Here is a 22,548-nt window from a genome sequence, read left to right on the forward strand (position 1 = left end):
AGAGGGCCATCGCAAGCGACAGCCCTCTCTCTTTGTCTGTCTATCGATCTAGAAGCGGTAGTTCAAAGCGAGTTGCAGAGTTCGTGGGTTACTCCGGGTTGAATTGATTTGCCCGAAATTCGAATCGTTGACGCCGGTATCCGGATTGCTATAGCTGGCGAAGTTGAAGGCATTGAAGGCATCCGCACGGAACTCCAGGCTTTGGCTCGTCGTGATGTGGAATGCCTTGAAGCCGGACAGGTCTATGTTTTCGAAACCAGGACCACGCTCCGAACCAGGGCTAGCCGATCCAAAGGCAGTCGCCGATTCCTGGGCATAAGCGCACACCCCATCATCGGGAGTGGTGATACAGGGCTTCGCCGACGGATCTGTTCCAAACCAATTCGTAACGCCGCGATTAACTACGTGAAGCGTTCTTAGATGATTGGCCCTGGCATCGGCACTATTGACCAGACTCGTGTAATTCGCGTTTGAGGTGATCGTTAGCGGATTACCACTGAAGGCCGAGGCAAGTCCGCTAATCTTCCAGCCACCAACCACGAGATCGGTAATACGGTTTATATTCTGGCCAAAGCGATGACCACGTCCGAACGGGAGCTCATAGACTAGCGATCCGGACACATTGTGCGTCGCATCCAGAGGGGATGGGCCATACTCCGGTCTCAAGTTATAGGCGTCTTGTTGATAGTACTGACCATTCGTACCGTAGAGGCCGTTATATCCCTGTCCGGCATTGGTCATAGCTTTGCTATAGGTATAGTTCGCGGTGAAATCAAGACCATTGCTGGTACGTTTGCGAAAGACGGCCTGGAAGGCGTTATAGTTCATCATTCCTTCTGTGTCCGTCAGCTTGACCACAACATTTTGTCCAAGTGAAGTCGCGAAAGGCGCAGGGGTGTTCGGCGCTGTTAGCTGATTCGCCATTCTGGGAATGGCGAGATGTTGCGCGGTCTGGCCCACGTAGCCTATTTGGAACGAAGAGTTGTTGCTGAGTTGATATTCCATGGTCAGGCTGAACTCCTGATTCCAGGAGGGCCGGATATTGGGGTTCCAGGCATTATAGGTACCTGTAGCCGCAAGATTCGAGGAAAGGCCTTGCCCCACATTGAGTGGCGTACCTGCGGGATCGGCAATCGTTGGGATGACGGCTCTCGATTGATACTCTGCCTGGTAGGGTGGGTTCTGGGTAAGACGAAGCCCTACGCCCATGCCTTCGAAGTAGGAAGAAATACCATAACCGCCTCGAATGACAGTTTTCGCCGTGGGAGAGTATGCAAAGCCGAGACGCGGCAGCAACTGGTCGTAGGTCGGATTGTAGAGGGCCCTGCTATTGCCATCTTGACCTGCAGCCTCCAGCGCTCCTGTGGCGAGGTTCACATTTGTCATCTGGTTATGGACTTCATAGATGGGCTGCGAGTAATCGTAACGCACGCCAAGATTAATGGTGAGATTGGGCAGGACCTTCCAATCATCCTGGAAGAAAACTCCATCGCGCCATTGACGCTGCCCGAAGCGGCCCGTTTGGCTTTCCGCTGTTTGCGTATCGACATAATTCAAAAGGAAATCGGCAAACGGATCACCCGGGCTTCCCTGAACTCCCGTGGCACTTGGGAGGCCTGTAAAGTATCCCTCGTACTGTATCTGTCCCAGCACGCCGGCATTTCCGGAGTAGCTATAGTTTTGTTGGTAACGAAGAAACTGAACACCCATCTTCATTAAGTGGTGACCGTGCTGCAGCGTAAAGTTGTCGCCGTAAAAATAGGTATTCTCAGTGAAATCCTGGGGTGTATCGTACGATCCGATATTGCTGATGTCATACCCTCCCGAAGGAGGATTGAATACCTGTTGCGAGAAGCCCTCGTAACCATTCTGGGGCAGGTTGATCCCGACCTTCGAATTTCCGGAGGTCCCGAATAGACCGCTGGGATCCGTTGGTAATCCGGAGACCTGCTGATTGCGGCCAAAGCCCGCGCGAAGTTCGTTGACAGCATTCGTAGAGAAGGTGTGGACTTCGCTCACCACGAACGAAGTATAGGCTGTGGGGCTGGCTCCATTGGGGAATGAAACGGGCACAGGAGTACCGATAGTTCCATTGATCGCACGAGACATCGTAAATCGACCGCTTACATTGTCATTGGCCGATGCCTTCCAATCGATCTTGATATCGCCCTGATTATTGCGATTGAAGCTGTTGCTTAGTCCCAGATAGTTGTTCTGGGCAATACCATCCGTGGCAGGACTATTCGGTAGCGGGTATGCCGAAGGGTTCGCAAAGAGAAATTGTGCAACAGGACTGGTGATTGGAATCTGGTTGTTTTTGTAAGGTGCGCCATTGTTTTGAGAATTAAATAATTGCACCGGCGTATGCGCTTTTCCATTAATCACCGGTTGCAGAAGAAGGGATAGATCTCCTGTACGGAAAGCTGCAGGCGCGACGCCCGCGAATGCGGTTCCACTTTGGTGGTAACGGAATCCCTGATAGTCGACGAAGAAAAACAGTTTGTCCTTCTTGATCGGCCCGCCGAACGTACCGCCAAAGAATGTCTGCGTATAGGGCGTCAATGCCGTCGCAGTACCGGAGGTGAACTTATTGGCAAAGGTGTTGGCGTTCATCTGGTAGTTTTCCAGCTGAAAGAACGCGTTGCCATGGAACTGGTTGGTGCCGCTCTTGGTGACAGCGACGATCTGGCCGCCACTCACATTGCCGAATTCAGCCGGAGCGTTCGAGGTGATCACGCGGATCTCTTGCAAGGCATCGGAGTTCGGAACATAGAGAGCGCCCTGGGGCTGGGAGTTGGCGGTTGGCGACTGGACACCCGCATTGTTGATGTTGTCGTAAATGTCCATGCCATCCAGCAACATGCTGTTCCCCTGCTGCCGGTTACCGTTGATGGCAGGCTGCTCGTTCGTGTTGCCTCCTGAGTGAATCGAACCGGGAACCGCAACCGTCGCGGCGACGAAGCTCCGGCCGTTCAGAGGCATATTCGAGATGGCTGTCTGGTCGATCGTGACGCCGAGAGAGGCATTCTCCGTATTCAGGATCGGCGCCGTGTCGAAGTTGACCGAGACCTGCGTGCTGGAACCTTCCATGTGCATGGGAACATTAATGGTGGCCTGCTGGTCGATCTCAAGCTGGAAGGGCGACGAATGCTCCTCCCCAAACCCCTTCGCCTTGACCTCGATCGTATAGCGGCCGATCTGCAAAAACTGGATGGAGTAGAGACCTGTGCTATTCGTCACAGTGGACGAGGCGACACCGGTTTCGACATTCTTTGCCGTCACCGTCGCACCGGGAATGACGGCCCCCGAAGGATCTGTGATCACGCCGCGAACAGACCCGGTAATAGTCTGGGCACGACAGAGGATCGTCGCTGTGGCCAGGAAGAGAACGAATAGCAGATGCTGTATTCGCCAGACGGATGTTTTTGCTGAAGTCATTACATTGCCCCCAAAGGTTGCGGCAAGCGCTGGTTCGGCGCTTGCGATGGTGTGCCAGGTGCTTCTCCGATGCCTGCCCAGCCTTAGGGCTGTGGCGGGTTAGTGGATTGCGATCATCCCGTTATGACTTTGAAGCCGGTACGAGACGAGCAGTAGAGTGTCTTTCTGAATACCCCCGTGTCATAGCCTTCGTATCCTTTGTCATCCCAATCTCCCTCGCTCTCTACGGTTCGAGGAGCAGCCGATAAACGTCTACTCCTCGCTCATCCCTCCCGTGAGCCTCACGTATTCAACGAACCCCAATCATCCACAGCGGAACAGGAAAGCGGAAGTACGATACGGTATGAGACAACCCGTCCCATGCCGTCACAGACATCGGTTAGTCTTTATTTTTGTTCAGCATAGGTGAGGCCTTCTGCTGCTAACCAACGTTCAGGAAAACGTCTCTGAAGAGCTCCGGCGGGTGGCATGAACCTGTACAGTGCTGTAACGAATCACGTATCATTCGGGCGGAGGAACTTTAGGTTTGGGTCGGGCATCAGTCCTCTATGACCAGTCTTCTCGGGTCCCGTTGTCAGCAGAAGAATGTGAACTGGTGCGGGCGGAGCTTCGAGCAATCGTCGCCAGCCCTTACTTCCGAAACAGCAAACGCTATCCGGCGTTTCTCTCCTACATCGTAGAAAAGACTCTTCAAGGCGAAGGTTCCGAGATCAAGGAACGCCTCATTGGGATTGAGGTGTTTGGTCGTCCTGCCGACTACGATACGAACTCCGACCCCACTGTCCGCAACACCGCGAGCGAGGTCCGTAAAAGACTGTCGCTCTATCATGCGGAGTCCATTAGCAGTACGGGGGTAGGGATCTACCTCTCCCTCGGGTCCTACCAACCGGAGTTGCGGTTTGAGCCCGAGCCTCCGCCCTTCCCTCCGGAAACCACCTTCGCAGAGCCCGCTGAGATGTCCTTGCCCCATGTTTCAGGGATCAGAGCGGAAGCTGTGCCCGTCGCCGCGAAGGCGAGCAGGTCTCGTCTCAAATGGTCGATAGGGGCAGTGCTCCTCTCAGTACTATTCGTAGGAGGAGGCCTTTGGGCATTGGTGCTCCATCTCCAGAAGAGCCCCTTCGAGAAGCTCTGGACTGGATTCCTCGACCCGTCTCAAACAGTTCTTATCGGCCTTCCACAGGCGCCAGCCCCCGCCGCGCTGGATGGCCCCTTTATGGCCGGACCTCTTACCAAAGAGGAGTTGCCCTCCTGGATTAAAGACAATCCAGACATTGCAGCCGAGGATGTTTCGGCGATCATTCATGCGTCCAAGCCCCTCATGGAACATGATGTGTCCTATCGCATTCAGATGGACTCCAATATCACACTTACAGATATGAGAGACCGTCCCGTTATCCTGATCGGAGGTCCTTCCAATCTGTGGACGACGAAGCTTCTTGCGCCGCTTCGTTTTCACTTCAGCTCCATGAATCTATTGCACGTCGAAGATTCCCAGAACCCACAGTTCAAGGAGTGGGCTTACGTACTCAGCAAGGTAGCTGGTCCCGGCTCTCATCTAACGGTTGTTCAGGATTGCGCCATCGTCGCCCGTTTTCATGACCCGACAACTGGTGGAGTAGTCATGGTGATCGCCGGAGCCGGACGCAACGGGACCGAAGCCGCAGGCGAATTCGTAGCCTCCAATGAACTACTCAAAGGACTTGAAAAACGCCTGCCCTCTGACTGGAAGAATAAGAACCTGGAGGTCGTCCTCAAAACAAAGGTGATCGACGGCAAGACAGGCTCTCCCTCCATTGAGGGCACCTATCTCTGGTAGTTGACGCTGCGCCCTCACAATGGCCCTTCCCTCAAGGCCGGCTTACAGAGACCGTAGCCCCTACCGGAACGTCAGTAATGATCCAACTCATCGGTGCCCCTGCTGCGTCGAAGGATGTTTGAGCGTGAACGGGATGACCATTCTTGATAAGACTCGAGACCGTACCGGGAAAAGCTGCCTGCCAGTGAATGGTTTCTCCCGAACGATTACTCAACGTGCTTCTTCTGTCTCCAAGGTGTTCCAGATCCACCACGTTCCCTCGGATACGAATGCCCTTTAGCGTAGCGCTATCGGATTCATGGAGAAGTCGCGAGAACGAATGAAGCAGTGGGCGCTCCGAATTACCATCGCCAATCACTTCGAGGCCCATCATGCCTGTAGCTATAGCTCCAATGACTGAGTAGGAGACCTCTGGGTACTCGCGCCGCTCTTTATCAGGACGGGTTAGATCCATGATGCGTTCATACGCTGCGCGCTTCTCCCCATAGCGATAGAAGGTTTGGGCAAGATAGCTCTCCTCTTCAATCCCAATGCTATTCAAATACTTTTCCGATTCGATATAAGAGAGCGCGGCACGAATGTGGGAGGGATCTTTAACGGCTCCAAAGTAAAGAGCCATGGCATCGCCCGAGCCGTGCCTGCTGCCATCCTGAGAGAAGAAACCCATAAAGTGGTGATCTTTCTCGGACCAGGCCTTACTCTCAATGATTTCCAGGATCTTATTTGCGGTATCCGCATACCGTTGAGCGTGTTTTGAATCGTGCTGACTGATGGCAACAAGTTGAAGAGATTCAAAGCCACGATACTCAGCCGCCAGTAAATCTGTCCCAAGGTTGAAACCAACCTCCCCTTCCGAATAGCTTGGAATTCCGCGCGCTTGCACGAACTTGCCGGCAGGCAAACGCTGATTCATAATCCGGGGCCGCTTGAGAATCAGGTCCGGCTGAAGGTTCCAGGCGCTCACATAGGAGGTTACTGTCGCATTGAAGAAGCGCTGAAAAGATGGGTTGCTGATGTAGGTATCGTCCCCCGTCCAACGCCACATGCGAACGATACTGTCGAGCAAATCGAAGTTCGCCGGCAGGTTGTACCAGAAATTTTTGTCATTCCGATAGTCCGCGGCGGACGGCTGCCCCAGCTTATCAATCTCCCAATACCCTGCCCAATCTCTGTCAGGAGAAACGGCGGCGGCGAACCGCTTCAGCATATTGCGATTCTCTGGATATAGCCCCAGGGCCGCGGCTCCCGTGGTTTGATGTGAAACGTCTCGCATACAAAACGAATCACGCCCCGGAAGCGCAGCCTCATACCATGGTCCTACAGGATCGGAATGGTCATGCGCATAAGCCAGTGCCTGTGACTTTGCCCATTGAAAGGCCTGCACCAGCTTAGGGTCCGACGACTCGAGCTGCAAGCTCGATATCGGCGTTGCCGTCTGCGCATGGAGAGCAAGAGTGGTTGAGAGAACAACGACTAGAAGATATCGATTCACAACCACTCCTGCCTCCACTGACTAACGCTGTTCCAATAGGAGGACACCATGCTTAGGAACACGAAGGGATGCAGTAGGCCCAAGAACCAGCTCTTCCTTAGTCCAGAGATTCTGCAAAGACTTGCCTCTAAAGCCAGCAAGCTCCTTCAACTTAGGATCGAAGATCATTGCGGACTCACCACGATTGAAGAACGCAATCGCTTTTTTGCCTCCCGACAGATCCTTCACCCATATCTCCATGGGACCTTCGGCCCAAACTCTTCTACCGGGACGCCCAAGGGCATCCTGATCGATAGCGATCACCTCTCGGTTCATCAGGATCGCCTTTGTCTCTGGAGTCATCTTGCTTAGATCGTTACCCGCCAATAGAGGTGCGGATAGCATCGCCCACAAGCTCATGTGCACTTCATACTCTGACTTCTTCATCCCGCCATTGCCGACCTCCAGCATGTCCGGGTCATTCCAGTGTCCTGGTCCTGCGAAGCTCTCAAGTCCGGCCTGCTGAAAGCCGATCAGCGTCATGCGGTCCCAGGTGTCATTGATGTCGTCCGTTGTCCGCCACAGGTTTCCGCCCGCCTTCGGGGCCCACTGCCACACCGAGTACAGTCCATACTGGCAAAAGCTGTACACCATAGGACGGCCTGTCTTGACGATGGCAACGTGCATCTTCTCGTAGGCTGCACGCTGCATAGCTGCGGCTTTGTCCAGGTCGTTTCCAGCCTCCTTGGCAATCAAATCTCCGAAGCTGCACTGGTCATACTTCAGATAATCGATTCCCCAAGCGGCATAGGTCTGTGCATCCTGTTCTTCATGACCATAGCTGCCTTCATAACCGGCGCAGGTCTTGGGCCCAGGTGAAGAATAGATCCCCAACTTGAGCCCCTTCGAGTGGACATAATCCGCAAGACCCTTCATGTCTGGAAACTTCTCATTCGTTTGAATGACGCCATGAGCATCGCGCTTGGCTTCCCATGTGTCGTCGATGTTGACGTACACATACCCAGCGTCACGCATTCCACTGGCCACGAGAGCATCTGCCGCCGCACGCACGTCGGCGTCGGTTACCTTGTCAGCGAAGTGGTTCCAGCTATTCCAACCCATAGGCGGGGTCGCAGCTACCGGGATGCTCTGTGCAATCAATCCCAAAGGAGCCCAAAACGCAGCCATCAAACACAACTTCCAGCTCTTCATTAGTCTTTCTCCTTGAACAGTTGAGCCGCAGCTCTATACATCGATTTAGTCTCGCATTGAAGTATGCCAGATATCCATACTTGAAAGTTCTTTCTCTTCAGTGAATGGCAATCACCAATCCAGGTGCGGACAGATCTCCAGGGGTCGCCTGATGGAGGCCGATCCGACGAATCACCTGACCCGGGATCAACAGACTCTTGCCTCTGACCTGCACCATGCTGGAGATATCGATTGCCTCATCTCCAGCCAGGTCCTGCGCCAGAATACGCCTGCCCTGCAGTGGCCGATCCGAGATCAGCGTCAGGCTATCGAAATAGCCAAATACTCCATAGGGCCCTGGCGCATCGGCTATCGATAGAGTTACATCGCATGCGGGCATATACCAGCCCTTGCCAACCTTTGTGCGCTCTTGCGCCCCGATAGCAACTGCACCGTTTGGAAATCTTGTCGCGAAGACAAACGGCTTCTCCCCTGTTGCCTTCACCGTAGGCAGATTTATGTTGCGAGCCAGGCAGGCAGGCGCTCCCTGTCGCACAGTCTTTCCGATGATCTCGTTTTGCCAAGTTTGACCAGGCTCAAAGAGCCAGCTATCGGTCAGAATTTCGGCACTGAGGTTAACAGAGCTCTGTCCCGGAGAGAATGGCTGCGCAATTCGCTGCCAACGAAGTGCCCGCACAACTTCGTCCATCCGTTGTTTCGCTCGCCGGGGTCCATTGAAAAACAGGTCCACGTCTCCACCCGGTCTCATTCCAACCAGAGGATGCCGCAGGATACCCATCGTGCATCCCATAGCTGCGGCTACGTAAACCTCATCTTCGACATTCAACAGCGCCTGAATCTTTGGGTGCCCTTCGGCCCCCTTCAGCATCTCTGCAAGCCGATCAAGCGTCGTGGGTAAAGACAGGATCGAAGTGACATCATAGGTTCTATAGACGTCTGTATGGCGCAGGATTTCCATTCTGACAGAGCCCCAGGGTTGCGCACCAAACCGTCCGTCTTTCTCCCAACTGCCATTCATCGGCAATTCGCCGTGTACGTGCTCCAGGGTAAGTGGGATATGGGCCTCATCGCGCAGCTTTATAAGCTCGAATGCCGGATCACCGATATCAATCTTCCAATATCTGATCTCAGCAGCCTGACTAAGACTTTCAAGATGAAGGTCCGCAGTTCCTCCAGGAGTATTACGGCACCACAATGCCGTGCCACGCCATCCTGCCGCTTGTACTGCATGATTCAGCTTCTTAAGCCGATCGGCAGGAGCGCCGGAGAAAGAAGGAAACTTTCCCTTATCTAGCTCGAAGGTCGCAGTTCCTCCGGCCTCCCAGCCATCATCGAGAAGGAAGAACACATCCTTACGAATCCTGGGGAAGAACTCCGACACCCATCCTGCCCTCCCGAAGAGAACGTCCTGAGTCATCGCATCGTGAGCCAGCTTGCTGCCTGAATCGCCCTCCAATACTTTAGGATCGAGCTTCGAGAGATGCTGCCCGTACATATAATTCTGTACGGCCCAGGTGCACCAGTAATTCGGCTTGCCGCAGGGCTCCTCCGGCACCAGACTACTTCCTGTTTTTTTCAGAGAAGTATTACCTTCTGCAAGCCCCTCTGCCTGAGACAAAACAGCCGCTGCCATCAGGACAGCTAGAAACTCTCTCCTATCCACCATCTTGCGGATTCCTTTCCACGTTATCTTTCCCTCGTCGAACATGGCCTGCCGGCTCCTCCTAAGCAGAGAATGCCGGCAGTGCCGGATGCAGTATGCGATCAGAAGGTCAGATGGGCACCCAACTGAAGATTGCGTGGAGGGCCGTTCGTGCCCGTAATGGTGCCAAACAATGGATTCTGACTGGTGCAGCACGTTGTGTTTGGATTTCCCATGTGCGGATTGTTAAGGGCATTGAAGGCATCGACCTGAACACTAATGTTCATCTCGTCATGAATTTTTTCAGACTTGGACAAGGAGAGATCGACGTTTTCATATCCCGGCCCGAACACCTTACCCACTCCTGAATTTCCAAGTTGATATTGTGCTGGAGTTGTAAAGCAGCTTGTATCGAACCATTCAGAAGGCTTCTTCACCTTGCCTACAGCAGCGCAGGTAAGTTCAGCCCTATTGCTTACACCATTGTTCAGATTGTCGGAGGATATTCCGAAGGTTAGGGGCTGGCCCGATTGCAATAGAGTAATCGTGCTTATCTGCCAACCCCCTGCCAGATATTGCACGGCACGAGGGCTGCTTGTCAGCCATCGGCGTCCTTGGCCGAAAGGAAGCTGATAAGTAAGACTGGCAACAAAGATCTGCGGAACGTCCGGTGCCTGTCCTGTACCTAGTCCACGATTCAAACGATCCTGCCCAGGAATAGGATCGAAGATATTCATGTCGTCTATCTCTTTGGACCAGGTATAAGCCACGCGCCCTTGCAGGTCGTGCGAAAACCTCATCGTCACTTCTGCCTGCAACGCGTTATAGCTGGAGGCTCCATCAGCCCCATAGTAGTTAATCGACGAGGCATTGGGGGAGATCTGATAATAAGGCCGCCGAGTAATCTGGTCGCCGGGCCCAGGCTCCGGCGTATTGATATTTCTCTCTCTAAATAAGTGCGTCCCTTTCGTCCCGACATAGGTGAGTGTAAAAGCCGATTGAGCGGTGAGTTGTTGCTGTATACCGATGTTCCACGAGTTTGCATTATCGGGCCGGAAGTTTTTCGCCATATACGCTACCGACGAGTTGGGCTGCGGTGTAACCGGCGCGTCGGTTGCAAGTGGAACAAACCCGGGCAGACCATCAGTGCTCACCTGCGTCCACGGCGTATAGGCAAACTGCTGGTTCAGATAGAACTGTTCGAAGAAAGGAAAGTTACGTTCGAGGCTGCCGCCGATACCGCCATAGTTAGCCGTAAACGTCGTCATGCCGAAGGCACCGCGAATCGCGGTCTTTCCATTGTTGGGAGAGTATGAAAACCCAACGCGGGGAGCGACGTTTCCATAGTAGTTATCGACATTCGGAGCACGATTACCTGAGGTCGCGATATCGAGCAATCCCGTTGTCAGGTTGAAGTTAGATTGGCGGTTGAACTTATCTACGGGCTGCGTAACAACGTCCCAGCGCAAGGCAAGGTTCAAGGTCAAGCTCTTGTTTACGATGTACGTGTCCTGTCCATAGACACCCCAGAGGTTAGCGCGCGTAGCCGGATCGGTATTCACGAAGCCTCTGTACAACGACGAGGGAAGCCCCAGCAGAAAGCTTGCAAACCCGTTGCCACCTATGGAACTGGGGCAGGAGGGTTGGTTCGTGCAACTGCTCGTGTAGTCCGAGTTGAAGGAGAAGCTTCCACTCTGGTTGGCGTTGGCGTTCGTCAACGACGCCTGCAGCCGCCTGTAGTCTTCACCTACCGTCAAGGTATGTTTACCTAACACCTTGGTGAAGTTATCCGTGATCTGGTAGATGTTCGTAATGCGATGAGCATCTGTATAGTCCTGCGACCCTGTCGCCGCGACATTGCCAGGGTTGAAGATTGCCAATCCAGAGGCTCCCGGAAAACCTGCGATGTTGCCGTTTGGGATACCCAGCGTCGTATTTTCATTCGTTCCAAAGTCGTTGCCGAAGTCCTTCGTGTAGAACCGATTGAAACCGAAGCGCAACTCATTCGTCGCCGATGGAGAGAAGGTGTGATCGTATCCGACTGCAGCATTGTGCATTCTGTTCTGGGCATTGACATTGCTGATATTGATCCACTGCGTCCCGGGGGAGGGAGCCGTCAGATCGCGCCGCTGATAGGACTCGCGTCCGAAGAGCCGGTCTCCATTGTGGAGCTGATAGTCAACCTTGACGTCGAATTGGTGCGTGTCATCCGTTTGGGTGTTGTTCGCAATGTAATTGTTCACAATGCTGTTTTGGTTCGTCGCTTCAGGCCATATGTTTGCCGCCCCCACCATCCGTGACGAGACGGCATCGAAACGAGCAGCCGGAATCTGATAAGCCTGCCCCTGGGCAGTCGTAACTAGAGGAAAAGGCTTTTGAGTAGTCGGATCATAGATTGCCGGAAATTGGCTGGCGAGGAAGAGCCCCTGCTTCATCAGATCGGTCGGCACCGTCAGGTTGTAGTAGACACCGTTGTCCAGCAGTAGCCCTTGGTAATCCACAAAGAAGAAGGCCTTGTTCTTGATAATGGGCCCACCCAGCGAACCTCCAAACTGATTCGATCTGTCCGGAGCTTTGGAGGTGGAGTCCCATGCGGTCGCATTCAGGGAATCGTTACGGAAGAACTCATAGGCCGAACCATGAAACTTGTTCGTTCCGGATTTAATCAACGCATTGACCTGGGCACCGCCATAGGTGCCCACCGTGGCATCTGCATTGGCGGTTGAAACCTTCACCTCCTGGAGAGCATCCAGGGCCGGCGTCACCGTCATGAACGCATTCAGCAACTCCATATTGCTGACGCCGTCCAGAGTATAGGTAGTTCCTGACCAGGGCATGCCATTCACGCTGGCGGTAATCGCGGTTTGGGCACCAGCACCTGCTGCCGCCTCCGGAGCGCTGGATGGACCTGTCGCAACAGCTCCGGGAACGGTATCAACCAGCTGCGAGAAGATTCTGCCATTGAGAGGCAGATTTTTAATATCCCTTTCGTTCAACACCTCACCAAGCGAGGAGCCGGTGGTATCTACCAATGGATTTCCGGCTGTCACCTCGACGGACTGGTTTGCCATACCGACTTCGAGCTTGATGTCGTCCCGGTTGGCATTATCGACAGTCACCACATTCCCACTCGAGATCACGGTACGAAAGCCCTTCGCTTCCACCTTGACCTGATAATTTCCCGGCGGCAGGTTGTCGACGCGGTATTCACCAGACGAGTTTGATTTGGTCTTCGCGACGGAGCCGGTGTCCTGGTTGGTAATGGTGACGACCGCCCCTGGAACGACTGCATTGGTCGCATCCTGGATTGTTCCGACGATACGTCCGCTTACGCCCTGGCAAAAGGCCAGAGGCGTGACCATCAACAAGCAGGCCAGTACCAGTACCCTGGCTGCAAGATTTTCCGGCCACTTATACTTCGCGGTCTTTTTATGTGTGGCTGTTCCTAATTTCATAGCGCCTCCTCCGGCTTTCTTCCTTCGTTTCCTGGCTTCAACGCCGTACCTGTTATCCGCAACTCAGCCTGATCTGTCAGGAGAAGGTATCTTCCGCGAAGCCGTACGGTTGACGGAGGGGAAATACTCCCTTCCTCAACGCTCGAAACGGTAGCGGGGCGAAACTACGACAGTCTAGTTACCGGAGGGCTACGGATATCTGCAACGTGCACGTTACAGGCGCTTTGAGGGGATGTTTCATCTACGTTACATGGCTTGTTACATAGAATTTCGACATAAAAATGGAGGAAACATCTGGATGTTATTCCACGGCTTCCTACTTTGAGGGTCTTATCAGGAAGAACTTGCAAGCGGTCGGGCATAACTCTGCCCTGTCGCTTCAGCGAGGAAGCGAACATTCTAACGAGTAACAAGACTGGGACTAGAAGCTTCTTAGTGACCTGAGGCTTGAGGGATAGGTCCGCCGGCTCCGCTCGGGGGCTGAGCGTGGAGCTTGTGTACTGCCATCAGATCGGCCTGCAGAACCTGATACCCCTTCTCAAGATGAGAGCGTACTAGGGCCTGAAACAAGGGCGTTTCGCCCTTGGCAGCAGATATTTCGGAGTCGGCCAGAATTTTGGATAGCTGCTCCACCCCCAGGTTCGAAGTGGCAAACATGGCTACCCCTTCCGTCCCCTTCGTATCCAGTCCCCCCAAGACGACAATATATCGCCCTGGGACTACACCGGGTTGGATAGAGATAAGACCATAGTCCGTCTTCAATACCTGGGTAACAGGGTCCCGCTCCGTATGGTAAGCCGGGCTTTCATTAGCTCGCGGGTGCGCATTCAGAATCTGGGCTCTCCACTGCTCATGCCGTGAATCGGGATTATCAAACGTAAAATCGCCCGTATCGATGAGTTGGGCCACCGCAATATTCTGGAAGGGTGAGCCGAATAAAATGACATTGTGTTGCTTCAGATCGTCGGGCGTCAGATCGCGGCTGGGTTTGATGGTTGCCTTTACGCCCATCTGTCCAAAGAGGTTCGACAACATCGCAATGGCTTGAAGCTCCCCCGTGCCAGTGTAGCCATTTTCATAGTGGAGCTGGCCAGCCTGAGCGACCAGGGCCGGGTTAGAGGCAAACTGCCGCGCAAGGTGCGGATCAACAGCGGCACCGCGACTATCGCTCGCCCCCTGGCGGAACCGGAAGAGATCGTTGGAGTCGTCCAAAAGAAAGACAGCATCCGGGTAGGCGATGACCGGAGCGGAGTCGTTGCCGAGGAGATTGGCCCAAAACACCTTCACCGGATCGGCAGATCTCCCCAAAGCTACCTCTGGATTGGGAGAGAAAGTTTCAACTCCAGAGCGCATCTGCCTGGTGCCAATCCAGAAACCAGCTCCAAAGACCACCAGTAACGCTACCGCGATCAACGCACGACCAGAAGAGATCCAGCTCGAGCGAGGTCTTTCCGTAGCTGTTGAGGGGAGACTCTCCTCCGCCTTGTGCTCCAGCAACCGGGTCGTGACGGAGACGGTTGTATCTAGCCGAGGGGAAGCAGCGGGCTCGTGTGCCGCTACAGGAACTGCAATCTCTTCGAAGCTTGGCAGGTAGTGCCCTTTGGGGATCTCGACCAGGATAGGGTCGTGACTGCCCTCGGCATCGTAATACTCTTTCAGCTTCTGCCTCAGGCGGTGGATCTGAACCCGAACGATCGTGTCCGTCTTGGGATCGAAGTCCTGCTTGCGGCCAAAGGCCTCAACGCCGATTGTGTACTCTTTAAGCCCTTCCGTGGTCCCGGCAATGGCTTTATCCGCCACAAATTGAAAGAGCTGCTGCAGTGTCGAGGCATTTCGGAAGGTAGCGGAATGGAGGATCCGATGAACCTGTTGTTGGCACTGCTCGGATGTAGGAACAGCACGCTGTGTGGTTGCTAATGCATCCGCGTGTCCCAAATCCAGCCCTCCAGAGTTCAAATGTGAGCACGAGTTTAGCAGTTCGCAGATAGGGCACACAAACACGCCACATCCCCTGACAGACCGTCCTGGCCAGAAGCAGGCCCAACGTAGATGGAGCTCTGGCCCCGGATGTGACGCAACTGTCTCCACTGGTTTACGATCACGCTAACATGCTCCTTCGCCATTCTTGACATCCTCGCCCGAGGGGAACCGCGGCCTCTGCACGACCCTAAAGATCGAAAACCCTAACCGAAATTCCGTTCAATCGCTCCAAAGAAGCCAGATTCGATACATACCCCCTAAAGGATGCCCAATGCCACTCATCGCACGCTGTCCTGCCCGAAAGCTGATGGCCTTAGTCCTTGGCCCCTTTCTCGGTGTTTCGCTGGCCGCGCAAACGACTAGTACTGTAAATGTACTGACCCAGCATAATGACAACGCCAGAACAGGTGCGAACCTGAATGAGACAGTGCTGACCCCGGAGAATGTCAACTCCAGCCAGTTTGGGAAATTATTTTCTGTCGCAGTCGACGGTCAGGTATTCACGCAGCCCCTCTATGTGTCGAATCTTCCCATTCCCAACAAGGGAACCCACAATGTTGTCTACATCGCAACCATGAATAACAGCGTCTATGCGCTTGACGCAGACAGCGGTCAGCAATACTGGAAGGCGAACTTTGGAACTCCGGTTCATCCCTGTGATGTGGAATGGCACAACAATATCACTCACGGTTCCGGCGTCGGGATTTTAGGGACCCCGGTGATAGACCCTTCCACCAATACGATCTACTTCGTGTCGCGCAATGAAGCCAACTTCAATCCCACTCTATGCAATTGGAATTCATCTGCCCAATCGACCGGAGTCAATCAGGGGACCTTTACGCAATGGCTTAATGCGCTCGATATTACTACCGGTGCTCCCAAGTTCGGCAGTCCTGTTCAGATTCACGCTACATACACCACAAGTGACGGAACGCTGACCTTCGATCCCAAGCTTCAGAATCAACGGCCTGCTCTGACTCTGGCCAATGGAGATCTATATATCGCCTGGTCGTCTCACGACGATCTTGGTGGGTATCACGGTTGGATCATCTCCTATACAGCGAGCAACCTCGCCCAGGATCATGTCTACAGCGATACGACGTCCGGGACACTCGGAGGCATCTGGCAGGCCGGACAAGGGCTCACGGTGGACAGCAACGGAAACCTGCTTGTCTCGACAGGTAACGGAAGCTTTGGCGCATCACCCACGGGTGTGATTCAGACCGGAAACAGCTTCGCGAAGCTCTCTCCCGCTCTAGCGCTGCTCGATTACTTTACCCCCTCCAATAGCGCCGTTCTGAATAGTGGCGACCAGGATCTAGGGGCCTCCGGACTGCTCAGCATTCCAGGAACTACCCTGGTAACAGGTGGCGGCAAGCAGGGACGCCTCTACCTTGTAGACATCAATAATATGGGGCACTTCAATGCCGCTTCCGATGAAGTGCAGCAAGAGTTCCAGGCGATCTTTGGAAATGGTACTCAGCATATTCACGGCACGCCAATCTACTTCAACAGCCCGTCGGCAGGTCCCCTCATTTATGTGTGGGGTGAGAACGACTTCCTCAGGGCTTTTTCCTTCAACGCCACCTCGCAACTAATTAATACGACCCCCGTTGCGATGAGCAAGATGACAGCGCCTATGACGAACAACAATGCAGCCATGCCGGGCGGCTTCCTGTCGATATCCGCCAACGGAAATACGAACGGAATCATCTGGGCCAGCACACCTTTTCTGGGCGACGCCGCTCAAGCTACGACAGAGGGCGTTCTGCATGCTTTCGACGCGTCTACGCTCCTGGAATTGTGGAACGACAAACAGAACGAGCCGCGGGACGAGATTGGAAACTTTGCAAAATATGTTCCCCCCACCGTAGCCAATGGAAAGGTCTTTGTCCCAAGCTTCGGAGCTCTCAATTCGCCGGATGGATCCGGAGCTCTCAATGTGTATGGGCTACTCCCAAATGGAGTTCCTCCCACCAATCTGCTGGCGAATGGAACTTATGTCATCACAAGTGTCCATAGCGGATTGGCGATTGATGATCCCGCTCTCTCTAACGCCCCCGGCACAGTGATGCAGCAGTACACCGTCAATGGCGGCAAGAATCAGAGTTGGATGCTTACGAATGTGGCAAACAATGTGGTCTACCTGCTCAACCAGGCAAGCGGTCTGGCGCTTGAAGTCTCCGGCGGTTCCAAGACAAACAGCGCGCTCGTCGACCAGAGCGCCTATGCCGGTGGTGCGTGGCAGCAGTGGCAGGTGACCGCCCTTGGCGGAAGCGCCTATGAACTCACAAATGTACAAAGCGGACAGGCGCTTGATGTGGACGCTGGATCGACAACACCCGGCGGGCAACTCGATCAATTTCCATATAAAGGATCGGCCTGGCAGCAATGGAGCTTCTCGCCGTCCAGTGCAGGCGCACCGACACCCTAGTTGGTCAACCAGGATGTCCGCAACTCATTGGCTGCGGACATCCTGCCAGTTTCGATGCGGAGCATAAAAGGCGTGAAGAAGAACAGAGATCATGAATTGTCCTTGCGCTATCAGGCACTCCTTGCGGGCGTCATCCTGATCTGCGCCACTTGCGGGACGTCGACAGGCCAGGCACAGGACGCCGGCACCCACTCGCCACGCTATAGGGTCGTGGATCTGGGCGCATTCATGGCGCGCGAGATCGACGAAAGACCCGGGCTCAACCAGAAAGAACACGTGGCTTCCTGGCAGGTGATTCTCCAAACGCATACGAAAGCGGCGCTGGTTGATAGCCAGCGCTCCATGCTGATTGGAAACCCCTCACAGACGGGCAACAGTTTTGCCTTTGGCATTAATGACAAAGACGAACTGGCAGGTATCCTCGAATCGCCCAATGATCTGCGGCACACCCAGGCGTTTTATTACAAAGATGGTGCCCTGCAGATCCTGCCTGCCTTAGGAGGGCGTTTCGCGGTCGCGAAATCCATCGCGAACAATGGATGGATCGCAGGGAACGCGGAGATTCCGGATAAGCACGTGCATGCCGCCACGTGGTTACATGGAGCTGTCTATGATCTCGGCACGTTGCCGGGCGGGGATTTCAGCCGCGCCTTTGAAGTAAACGATTCAGGCGATATAGCAGGTGAATCGAACACGGCTCCCAACGGCAAGACCCACGCGGTGCTTTGGACGAACGGCAGCGTCCATGATCTCGGACTCCTCTCCGGAGGCTCCTTCAGCAGCGCGCTCGCTGTCAATCACAGGCGCCAGGCCGTGGGATTCGCGGATGACGCTGAAGGCGGATCGAGAGCCGTACTTTTCTCCTCCGGCAAGGTAACCGACCTGGGCTCTCTGGGAGACGAACCAAGTAGTGCGCTCAGCATAAACGATGCAGAACAGATCGTCGGTGGCTCTCCCGTCGCCGAGGGGAAGATGCGAGCCTTTCTATGGGAGAAAGGTCATCTCGTGAATCTGAATAAGCTCGTCTCCCAGGACTCAGGCTGGCTGCTCATGACGGCCTACCGGATCAATACGGACGGGAGCATACTGGCAGAAGGCTTTTATGGCGGGACAACGCATCTTTGCCTGCTCATCCCCACGACCAAACACTGAGAAACGGAAGTCGCTGAAGACAGGCGCTTTGCCATAACGAGTAGCAATGGCATGAAACTAGTTGAGGTTAGTGAAGAAGTTCTCGATCAGATGCCCCTCTTGATAGAGGGGCATCCACGATAGCGTCAATTTGGTTTCTCAGCTGCGTTTTCCTACAACCTCTAAAGAAGCTAAATCGGAAGAAGACTTTTTTCCTAAGGAGTGGCCGGACAGCGATTTCTTACTCTTCTTCACGGAGACGAGGTTAAGGAAAAGCTTCACATCATAGGAGACGCTCCCAGCAGCGCGGGCCACCTCTTCGACAATCGTAGCGATCTCGGCGGCGGTCTCCAGGGGCGACGGGCTTCCGGCTGCCTCGATCAAAGCAGGCAGTTGAAGCCAACAGATGAGCGCCTCGAAGCGTTCCTTGTTGAAGTACCCATTTTCATTGATTCCGGCGAGCCAGCGAACATCGGGATCTTGCCAGAACTCTTCCGAATAGATGGCAGCCAGATAGGTGCCCTCGGAGTTCATCTTGAGCAGGACCCGTGCTTGAGCCGCTACTCTCCATGCCTGCTCGCCCTCTACCCCCAGAGCAGAAGACATCTCCGCGAGCGCTCTCCGCAACTGGAGTTCATCGTAGAGAACAAGTCCGGAGGCCGGCGAAGAAAGTGCGCCGAGCGCGATCCATGCGAGTACAGATCCCCATACCTCTCGGCAATTGATGCTGATGTCACTGCAAGGAAGTACGGAGCGGACAGCGATCTCTAAGGTCTCAGGAAAGCCTGAGACCAGGTAAGGAAGATGAACGGAGGCCAGCGCCATCGCAACGTAGTCTTCTGATTCGGCTCTTGCAGACTCCGTGACAGCCTTTGCCTCAGCTCTTTCTCCCATCGCTCCCAACTGCGAGAGCTCCATCGCTGTCTGAACAAAGACAGGCACCTTGGCGATGAAATCATCGAATCTTGAATCGAGGATGTCGCTGCTGTTTACGACAGGTTCAATCTGAGACTCTACGATCTGCTCTTCGCTCGCGACCGGAAGAACGCTCGGTTCAGCTTCCGCCTTGACCTCCTGGATTTGAATCATGAGGTCTCTTGCCACGCCCGAGAATGCCTGCACATTCGCCACACTGACCGTCTGGCGCAAAGCATCTACCAGAGGCTGCAGGCGAAGTTGCGAAAGCGCCTCATCCACGCTGTAAACCCCCGAACCGTTCAGAGCATCGCACAGACGATCCCAGGGCTGCGCTGCAGACGACTGCAGCCCGCGCCAATTCAACAGCACAGCATGTTGGTATCCCCGTAGAGCCAGAGAGAGTCCCTGATCCCGAAAAGAGGACGCTCTCCTCAAATACTCGAGCCCAAGAACCGTATCGCGATAGGCGATAATGATGTTCTCGTCATGCGGCAGCGCCAGCCCATCACTCAGGCTCCTCTGCTGCAGCGAGCCGTTGGACTTCTCCAGAAATCCGACCGACATGTGGATCGTGCCGTAGGTCGAGCCATAGCTATTGTTGTAGAAGATGATCGCGCGTTGGTCACCGGAGCGGTTCGAGTAGGCAAAGACATTTTCGTCTACCGTACCGTGGCTGTTCCAGAAGTCATAGAGCACGAAGTTGGTGCTCTCGGCAAAGAGCTGGCGGTTCTTGAGCAGCGGAGCGATCTGATGCTGATGCCGCGCGATCAGGTCTTCGTTCGGATGCTCATCCAGCCGCGCCTGCTTGAAGTCCATGCCATAGCGTTCGGTGTAGCCTTCGACCTGGCCGTGGCCGAACATGGGCAGGCCCGGCAAGGTAGCGAGCAGGACGGAGACCCCGAAGTATTTGTCTCCTGAGCCGAATTGATCGATGGCAGTCCGCTCGTCCGGATTGCTCATGAAGTTCACATAGCGCTTCAAGATGTCCGGATCGAACTCCACCGTCTTCTTCAGATACGACCGGTACTTGGCATTCTCCTCGTCGCGCAGCATGTTCATGAACGCGCTGTTGTAGACGCGATGCATGCCCAGGGTCCGAACGAAGTAGCCCTCCAGCAGCCAGAAGGCCTCGGCGAGAAGCAGCGTTCCGGGCACTTCCACAGCAACACGGTCAACGACCTCGCGCCAGAACTCGTGCGGCATCAGGGCATCGAACGCCTCTTGCGACATGGCATTTTCTGCTCTCGAGGGGATCGATCCCCCTGCGCCGGGAAGCGGGAACCAGAGACGCTGCACGTGGCGCTTAGCAAGCACCATCGCCGCATCGAACCGGATAATCGGGAAGCGGCGCGCGACATCCAGAATGACCTGAATGACATGCTCCCGCACCTCGGCCTTGGAGTAATCCAACTGCGCGGTATCGTTCCAGGCAAACGTCGTTCCATCGTTACCGTGGTACATGTAGCGAGTGCTGCCGTCACGATGATGGCGCAGACGAAACACAACGGCTGCATCCGTCTGGTCGTAGTAGTGGTCTTCGATCTTGATCTCGACGCGACTGTCGTTGGAAAGATCCGGCCCCTCAAAATGGTACGCCGGAAACGGACTCTCCCAACGCGACAAGAACCATTCGGGATGCTCGATCACCCACGTTGAATCGATCCCCATGTGATTGGGAACCATGTCGCTTGCCAGCCGAAGGCCAGCCCTGGCAGCCCGATTGCGCAGATTCTCGTACGCCGCTTCACCACCCAGATCGTCAGCGATCCGATAATCCTTCAGCGAATAAGCGGAAGCTACGGCGTCACTATTACCCCGAAGCCGCTTGATCGTCTTTGAAGCGGAGCTCCGCTCCCACAGGCCTATCAGCCACAAGCCGGTGATGCCTCGAGTAGCCAGCAGATGCAGCTCTTCATCGGGAATCTGATCCAGCCGATGGATGTGGCGGCCATACTTTTTGGACAACTGCTCCAGCCAGACATAGGTGCTCTTGGCAATCAGGACAACGGTGGGCATCCAGGCCTGATCGGCGCTGAAGGCTTCGTACTCGTTCAGGGGCGCTTGATAACCTTCCGCATAACGGCGACGCTTTGTGCCGTCCGGATCGGTGATGAACTCCGAGTCGAAGCCGATAAACTCGTCTCCGACGAAGCCTTCTCCGGTGCGACCATTAGGTCCGTGGCGATGCCTGTCCGGGCCGGCCGGATGGAACCTCATCCAAATGGCGACTTCTTCTTCGCGAAGAATATCGATCGCGAGCAACACCCTCTTTAAGTCTTCGCCAAGGTACTGAGACCAGTTCTCCCGGATGAAATCCAACTGGCCGGTAAGAGAATCGGGCGAGGCAAGCATCGGTGCCCGCAAAGCGTCCAACAGGCTTCCCAGGCCAGGAGCCATCGGAGGCCGGGTGACGAAGAAGTTCGGAAGATTCGTGGTGACACCTTTATAGGCTGTCTGCTGCTTAAGTTCCCGGTCCTCAAACAACAGGCGGAAGGAAGAAAGCGCCGGATTGCTGTTTGCCAGCCAGAGGAGCATCATCTCCTCGAAAGCGGCCTCCCGGTTGGGCATCCCTTCTGTACTTCCCTGCAGCCATTGGCTGGCAGTCAACTCACCCCGATACACGGCGACAGTCGGAAACTGCTCCGTGAAGGCAAGGAGCAGCCGTTCCAGTTGGATGGGGGTAACAACCTGCTTGCCAAACCAACGAACCGCTTCGGCAAGCACAGCCGGATCTTTCTCCAGGCGATAACGGGCAACGAGCGCATGGCTCAACTCGTCGATCAATCCCATTGCGAACAGCGCGCCGGCGTTGATGATCTTTTCGGGAGAAGCCTCCGCTCCCTGGAGTTCATTCAGCTGCTGGGCGAGCTTCCGGCTGGCAGCGACGTTCGCAAAAACCACATTCCCGGTAAAACTGAACAACAGATCGTCTAAATTCAATCGTTCTCGGGTCTTTTTGGAAATGTGAAATTCCATTCAGAATGGCCCTTCTGGCGATATTTCGCCTGCTAGCTGTTTAGAGCGTCTCAGAGTCAGAGATAGTTCGGTCGC

At 54.6% G+C, this 22,548-nt stretch carries 10 protein-coding genes; 3 read left to right on the forward strand and 7 right to left on the reverse strand.

Features of this window, described 5'->3' with window-relative positions:
• Window positions 1-48: 48 nt before the first annotated feature.
• The gene (locus ACIX8_RS19830) at window positions 49-3,438 is read right to left on the reverse strand and encodes a TonB-dependent receptor (RefSeq protein ID WP_014267168.1); all 3,390 of its coding nucleotides are present in this window, start codon (window positions 3,436-3,438) and stop codon (window positions 49-51) included.
• 571 nt (window positions 3,439-4,009) lie between these two features.
• On the opposite strand from ACIX8_RS19830, the gene ACIX8_RS19835 reads away from it, so the two are divergent.
• Window positions 4,010-5,254, forward strand: coding sequence for a hypothetical protein (locus ACIX8_RS19835; RefSeq protein ID WP_150110683.1), 1,245 nt, complete (start codon window positions 4,010-4,012; stop codon window positions 5,252-5,254).
• A gap of 31 nt (window positions 5,255-5,285) precedes the next feature.
• Here ACIX8_RS19835 and ACIX8_RS19840 read toward each other — a convergent pair whose 3' ends face one another.
• The 5 genes from ACIX8_RS19840 to ACIX8_RS19860 form a co-directional block, all read right to left on the reverse strand.
• Window positions 5,286-6,746, reverse strand: coding sequence for a hypothetical protein (locus ACIX8_RS19840; protein ID WP_014267170.1), 1,461 nt, complete (start codon window positions 6,744-6,746; stop codon window positions 5,286-5,288).
• A gap of 21 nt (window positions 6,747-6,767) precedes the next feature.
• Window positions 6,768-7,913 carry a glycoside hydrolase family 27 protein gene (locus tag ACIX8_RS19845; protein ID WP_223295394.1) on the reverse strand — a complete coding sequence of 382 codons (1,146 nt, stop codon included), beginning with the start codon at window positions 7,911-7,913 and terminating at the stop codon, window positions 6,768-6,770.
• A gap of 121 nt (window positions 7,914-8,034) precedes the next feature.
• A complete protein-coding gene (locus ACIX8_RS19850) occupies window positions 8,035-9,645 on the reverse strand; it encodes a hypothetical protein (RefSeq protein ID WP_014267172.1) in 1,611 nt (536 codons plus the stop codon).
• Window positions 9,646-9,701: 56 nt separating this feature from the next.
• Entirely contained in the window at window positions 9,702-13,034 is a 3,333-nt protein-coding gene (locus ACIX8_RS19855) for a TonB-dependent receptor (protein ID WP_014267173.1), read from the reverse strand.
• A 432-nt stretch (window positions 13,035-13,466) separates the two neighbouring features.
• Window positions 13,467-14,834, reverse strand: a complete 1,368-nt coding sequence (locus tag ACIX8_RS19860) for a hypothetical protein (protein ID WP_150110684.1) — start codon at window positions 14,832-14,834, stop codon at window positions 13,467-13,469.
• 451 nt (window positions 14,835-15,285) lie between these two features.
• Here ACIX8_RS19860 and ACIX8_RS19865 point away from each other — a divergent pair, with 451 nt between their 5' ends.
• Together ACIX8_RS19865 and ACIX8_RS24845 are read left to right on the forward strand one after the other, a co-directional pair.
• Window positions 15,286-17,448, forward strand: coding sequence for an RICIN domain-containing protein (locus ACIX8_RS19865; protein WP_014267175.1), 2,163 nt, complete (start codon window positions 15,286-15,288; stop codon window positions 17,446-17,448).
• 72 nt (window positions 17,449-17,520) lie between these two features.
• A complete protein-coding gene (locus ACIX8_RS24845; protein WP_014267176.1) occupies window positions 17,521-18,600 on the forward strand; it encodes an HAF repeat-containing protein in 1,080 nt (359 codons plus the stop codon).
• A 138-nt stretch (window positions 18,601-18,738) separates the two neighbouring features.
• On the opposite strand, the gene ACIX8_RS19875 is transcribed toward ACIX8_RS24845, so the two are convergent.
• On the reverse strand, window positions 18,739-22,473 hold the full coding sequence (locus ACIX8_RS19875; protein ID WP_014267177.1) for an alpha-amylase family glycosyl hydrolase: 3,735 nt from the start codon (window positions 22,471-22,473) through the stop codon (window positions 18,739-18,741).
• Window positions 22,474-22,548 lie beyond the last annotated feature (75 nt).

The organism is Granulicella mallensis MP5ACTX8 (assembly GCF_000178955.2).
GTDB lineage: Bacteria > Acidobacteriota > Terriglobia > Terriglobales > Acidobacteriaceae > Granulicella > Granulicella mallensis.

Excerpts from the sequence above, each read along its gene's own strand:
- ACIX8_RS19865 (WP_014267175.1), top strand. The coding sequence starts at position 15,286 with ATGCCACTCATCGCACGCTGTCCTGCCCGAAAGCTGATGGCCTTAGTC.
- ACIX8_RS19850 (WP_014267172.1), bottom strand. The coding sequence starts at position 9,645 with ATGTTCGACGAGGGAAAGATAACGTGGAAAGGAATCCGCAAGATGGTG.
- ACIX8_RS19855 (WP_014267173.1), bottom strand. The coding sequence starts at position 13,034 with ATGAAATTAGGAACAGCCACACATAAAAAGACCGCGAAGTATAAGTGG.
- ACIX8_RS19845 (WP_223295394.1), bottom strand. The coding sequence starts at position 7,913 with ATGGCTGCGTTTTGGGCTCCTTTGGGATTGATTGCACAGAGCATCCCG.
- ACIX8_RS19830 (WP_014267168.1), bottom strand. The coding sequence starts at position 3,438 with ATGACTTCAGCAAAAACATCCGTCTGGCGAATACAGCATCTGCTATTC.
- ACIX8_RS19875 (WP_014267177.1), bottom strand. The coding sequence starts at position 22,473 with ATGGAATTTCACATTTCCAAAAAGACCCGAGAACGATTGAATTTAGAC.